Annotated in this window: 4 protein-coding genes and 1 pseudogene; 2 read left to right on the top strand and 3 right to left on the bottom strand. The window is 72.7% G+C overall.

Translation table 11 applies throughout. From position 1 onward, the window contains the following. A pseudogene (locus tag ABYE80_RS16580) lies at positions 1-1,140 on the top strand (hypothetical protein); the annotation flags it as partial. Positions 1,141-1,147: 7 nt separating this feature from the next. Here ABYE80_RS16580 and ABYE80_RS16575 read toward each other — a convergent pair. The 3 genes from ABYE80_RS16575 to ABYE80_RS16565 all read right to left on the bottom strand — a co-directional run bounded on the left by ABYE80_RS16575 (position 1,148) and on the right by ABYE80_RS16565 (position 4,324). Beyond that, a complete protein-coding gene (locus ABYE80_RS16575) occupies positions 1,148-2,806 on the bottom strand; it encodes a putative manganese-dependent inorganic diphosphatase (RefSeq protein WP_372791412.1) in 1,659 nt (552 codons plus the stop codon). Positions 2,807-2,882: 76 nt separating this feature from the next. Further along, entirely contained in the window at positions 2,883-3,152 is a 270-nt protein-coding gene (locus ABYE80_RS16570) for a hypothetical protein (RefSeq protein WP_372791411.1), read from the bottom strand. Positions 3,153-3,235: 83 nt separating this feature from the next. Beyond that, positions 3,236-4,324: a hypothetical protein gene (locus ABYE80_RS16565; RefSeq protein ID WP_372791410.1), complete on the bottom strand. Its 1,089-nt coding sequence runs from the start codon at positions 4,322-4,324 to the stop codon at positions 3,236-3,238. A 188-nt stretch (positions 4,325-4,512) separates the two neighbouring features. Between ABYE80_RS16565 and ABYE80_RS16560 the strand changes: the two genes are divergently transcribed. After that, the coding region (locus tag ABYE80_RS16560) for a PAS domain-containing protein (RefSeq protein WP_372791409.1) at positions 4,513-5,222 on the top strand (710 nt) is incomplete at its 3' end.

Raw genomic sequence — 5,222 nt, 5'->3', positions numbered from 1 at the left:
CTCATCGGCCCGCACGGCGACATGTTCACGCGGCTCTACGACTTCGACATCTCCGGTCACGACCCGGTGTTCTTCTCCTACTCCTACGAGGACCAGCGCGGGAAGGGCGACGGGGCCCCGATCCAGCTCCCCGCCGAGCCGTGGCGCAGGCAGCCCAAGATCCCTGGTCAGGTCACATCGGCCATCTCGATCCACAAGGTCGGGAAGGGCGCCGTCCATCGCATCCTGCGCGTCGAGGGCGCCCGGGACGGCACCACCGGGTACTGGGAGCGCGACCTCGCCGACCCGCCCGCGTCCGCCTGGACCTTCCACGCGACCGGCCTGCCCCTGTCGGGACCGCTGCTGCCCAACCCGGCCCAGGACACCTCCACGTGGGACCTCGGCCCGGGGGAGGACCGCCGCTACGTCCTGGACGACGGGGCCGCGGCGGGCGAGCTCACCGACTTCAGCGTCTACTGCTCACCCGCGCGGATGCGGATGCGCTCCGCCGACGGGACGGTGCAGGAGTGGCGGCTGCACCACGTCGACGGGCTGCGCCAGCAGCCGCGCGGACGGGGCCTGGACGACCTCCCCCGCACCCAGCCGGGAGCGATCGAGCGTCCCGACGGCACCTTCGAGACCGTGACGGTGCGAGCGACCCGCGAGGAGATCCTCATCGAGGAGAAGGGGTGGCGGTTCCGGATCGCGGAGCCCACCCCGCTGGTGGCGTCCCGATGCCTGCCGCGTGCGCTGCCGGTGGGTGCCGCCGGCGTCGGACCGGTCCGGCTCGGCGCACGCCTGACGACGGCCCTCGAGGAGCTCCCGGCGCCGGAGCGCCGCACCGCACGTGGTGCCCGCTGGTGCGTCGACGGTGGCGGCACGGTGGGCGTCGCCCTGACCCCGGGCGGTCGCATCGCGCTGGTCCGCACGACCGCTCCGTGGCACACGTTGCGCGGGGTCCGGACCGGCACCCGCGGGTCCCGCGCCCTGGCGAGGTTCCGCGACCGGCGGTTCGTGACCCCGTCGCTGCTGCGCGTCCCGCGGACGGGACGGCGCATCGTCGAGCTGCGCGGCGGACGGGTGCGGTCGCTCGCCGTCACCGGCCGCAGGACGGCGGCCTCCCCGAGCCGGTTGCGAGCAGGCCTGCGCGCCGCGGGCTGACGCCCGGTCAGGCCGCCTTCATCAGCGGCGGCGCGACCTGCTTCTTGCGGCTCATCACGCCCGGGAGCTCGATGTACCCGCCGCTGATGTCGGTGTTGAACGCCCTGGCGGCGAGTGCGAGATCGCCCGCCACCACGAGGTTGGTGCCGCCGGTCGCGACGTCGGTGACCATCAGCGCGACGAGCCGGTGGCCGTCCTTGGCGACGCGGTCCTCCGCCGCCTCACGCAGCTCGTCGACCCGCGACATGATGGCGTCGCCGACCGTCTCGATCTGCCCGATGCAGATCGTCTGCCCGCTCGAGAGCTCGTAGGCCTTGAGGTCGCGCGCGAGGATCTCCGACGCCTTGAGACCGGAGACGTCGCTGGTCGCCTCGAACATCTCGCGCCCGTAGTCGCGCGGGTCGATCCCGAGCTGCTCGCCGAGATCGGTGACGGCTGCCTCGTCCCGGGGCGTCGTCGTCGGCGAGCTCAGGATGACGGTGTCCGACAGGATCGCGGCCAGCAGCATGCCCGCGGCCTGGGGGCTCGGTTCCTGGCCGGTCGCCAGGAACTGCTCGGCGATCAGCGTGCTCGTCGAGCCGACGGGATCGAAGGTCGCCCGGACCGGGTGCGTCGTCTCGATCGACCCGATGTGGTGGTGGTCGAGGATCTCGACGATCTCGGCCTCGTCGATGCCCTCGACGCTCTGGGCGCTCTCCGCGTGGTCGACGAGGATCACCCTGCGCGGGCGGGGGGCGACGAGATCCGCTCGGGTGACGAGGCCGATGGGACGGCCGGCGCGGTCCACGACCACGGCGGCCCGGTAGCTGACGTCCTTGACGTCCTCGGAGATGTCGGCGACGAGGTCGCGAGCGCGAGCGGTCAGCGGCTCGCGGTCGGCGATCGCCTGGCAGGGCGAGGACAGCGTCGTCATGCGGCCGGCGACGTAGGAGTCCAGCGGAGTCACGATCACCGGGGTCCCGGTCTTGCGCGCCAGCTCGAGCGTGGCGTCCGGGACGGTCGTGCCGTTGCTGATGACGAGCGTGGAGATCCCGAGCTCCAGGGCGCGCAGCTGCGCGTCGTGACGGTCGCCGACGACCGCGACGTCTCCTGGGGACACGTCGCCGAGGATCGCGTCGAGCTGCCGGGCGAGCACCCAGACGCGTCCGTCGACCTTGGCGTCGCGGTCGCCCGCGAGCAGCTCGCCCGAGAGCGTGTCGGCGAGCGTGCCGACCGAGGTCGGGGCGAGCAGGTGCGACGCCTCCCCGGACTCGCGGACGTACCGGCGGGCGAGCGCGCGCTCGGCCAGGACGCCGGTGAGCACGCCGTCGCCGTCGACGACGGGCAGCAGGTCGAGGCCGGCGTCGACCATCATCTGCCCGGCGACCCGCAGCGGGGTCTCGGCGTCGGCGACGGGGAACTCCTCCCGCATGACGTCGCCGGCCCGGAGCATGATGTGCACGAGGAGGCGCGGGATCTCCGCGCCGGACCGCTCCAGGGCCCAGGTCGTCTGCGGGTTGAGCTCGCCGAGCCGGACCGGGACGTACTCGGTGTCGGGGTCCAGCCGGGACTTCAACTCGGCGTACGCGATCGCCGAGGCGATCGAGTCGGTGTCCGGGTTTCGGTGCCCGGAGACGTAGATCCGCTCGGGACGGTGGTGACGGGAACGGGGATCGGAGAGCTGCACGGCGCGCGGATCCTATGGGTCCGCCCACGCCGTCGGCGTCACGGGCGCGGCGGGACGCGACGGCCGGCGCGGGGGCTCAGGCGCCCTGAGGCCGCTCGAAGCGGCGGTGGGGCCGCGTGGGCTCGTCGCCCAGCTCGTCGCGCGTGTCCTTCAGCGCTGTCGTGAAGTCGGCGATCGCGGTCTGCAGCGGGCGGGGCAGCGGCACGCCCTCCTTGCGGGAGGCCTCGGCGCGGGCGTACAGGGCGGCGCGCGCCGCTTCCAGCCGGCGGGCGCGGGCCCGCAGGCGCTCCCGCGCGAGATCCCGACCAATGGATCCATGCGGGAACTCCTCACGCTGCTCCGCCATGGTCCGAGGATCCCCCGCGAGCCCATTGCGGGCATCCGGATTTGTTACGGAGGAGCGACTGTACGATCGGAGGAGGTGGCGCCTCACCCTTTGCCGCGCCTCGCCTTGGCCCGCCTCAGCGTCAGGTTGCGCGTCGTCGTGCCGGACGCGCCCAGGTCGACGACGATCTTGACCTTGGTGCTGGAGCGCCTGGCGAGCCTGCGCCCGAGCGCGTTGAGCTTCAGTCGGACCTTGCGCTTGGTGCCCTTCTGGAGGGAGAACGCGCGCTTTCCGAGCGAGCGGATCCTCAACGGCTGCCGCTTGGCGGCGGCCCGGACCGGGGACCTGGTCAGGACGTTGACGCTGCCGCGGCAGGTCACCTGCAGGCAGTTGAGGGTCACGTCCAGCGCCCCGCCGATCGGTCGCAGGACACCACCACCGATGGTCGTGATGTCGGTCGGACCCAGGCGGACGGGCGCGCCCGGGCTGATCGTGCCCGGAGCGGAGACGAAGGAGTAGGCCACCTGGAGCTCGAAGCCGGCGTAGCCCTCGGGACGGCGTCCTCCGCCGGTGTCGTTGGCGAGGGTGCCCATCGCGGGGAACGTCGCGGCGGCGTCGACCGTCCCGGGCTGGGTGAACATGTTCGCCGAGGTCTGCCCGGGCACCGCGAAGATCGGCAGCGAGCCCGTGCCCGACACGGCGCTGATCGCGAGGACGTCGTTGGTGACGACGTTCGGTCCTCGGTTGCTCTCGACCGGCAGGTTCACGGTGAACGTCGAGACGGCGTTCGGGGCGGGCTGGACGGGCGCGGTCTCGCGCACGAAGAAGCAGCACTCCGAGTCCCCGCTCGGGATGCCCTGCGTGGCCTGCGTGAGCTGCCGCACGATCGCGAACCGCAGCGGCGCCGGGGTCGGGCCGCTGCGTACCGACACGTTGGTGACGACCCCGTCCCCGGGGACGTATCCGCTGCGCGGGTCGTTCGGGGCCGCGAACACACCGGTCTGCCACCAGGTGCAGCTCGGCTGGCCGCTCGCGACGGGGGCGTACGCGAGGTTCGGGTCGTTGATGTCGGGGAACGGCTTGGTCGAGCAGTCGCTGTTGAAGTTCGGCGCCCGGGCCGGATCCAGCGACGCGCCTCGGACGGTCGTCTGCGCCGTGGCCGTAGCGGGGAGCACCGCGCACAGCACGAGCATCACAGCGCACCGTCGAGGAACCATGAGCCGACGGTAGCGACGCGAGCGCCCACGCGCCAGACAACGTTCGTCGAGTGCCACACGTGATGCGGACATCGACTGCGACGCGCCACGATGGCCCCGGTCGCTCAAGTTCTCGCCCACGTGGTCGAGGGGCTACGTATGGGTCCTCGCGTGACTTCGGACCGATGACGCCGCCCGGCGACCGCGATGCACGTGACCTCACCGCGGTCCCGCTGGCCGATGCCGTGGACGCGATGGAGCGCGTGGCGCTGGTGCTGTTCGATCGTGACATGCGGATCACCGCGATCCACGGGGGCGCGGTCGCGGCCCGCGGGCTCGACCCCGATCAGATGGTCGGACGCTGGGCGCCCGACGTCGTGCCCGCGCACGCGTGGGAGACGCTCGGACCGATGTACGCCAGGGCACTGGACGGGGAGATCACCACGGTCGACTACACCACCGACGACGGCGAGGAGGTGTACGAGACCATCATCTGCCCCGTGTACACGGACGGGGTCCTGACGGGCGGCATAGCGACCGCTCGGAGCGTGACCGAGGAGCGTCGGGCGCGGAAGGAGCTCGCCGAGACCGCGCGCCAGTTCCGGACGATGGCCGAGACCTCACTGGAGGGCCACTGCCGCCACCGTCCGGACGGCACGATCCTCTGGGCCTCGCCCGCGATGGAGTCGCTGCTCGGATACCCGCCCGAGACGCTGGTCGGGATCACCGGTGGCGTCATCGTCCACCCGGACGACCGTGCCGCCCGCGAGGAGGCCTACGCGCGGCTGCGCGAGACCCGCGAGCCGGTCACGTTCGAGCTGCGGTGCCGCCACGCGGACGGCGGCCACCGCTGGTTCGAGATGACGCTGCGCGGATCGTTCGACGACGCCGGCCG

Origin of the sequence: Paraconexibacter sp. (assembly GCF_041602235.1) — a bacterium.
Taxonomy (GTDB): Bacteria; Actinomycetota; Thermoleophilia; order Solirubrobacterales; family Solirubrobacteraceae; genus Paraconexibacter.
Note: the sequence above shows the minus strand (reverse complement) of the source record. Positions and strands in the feature narration are given on the sequence as shown.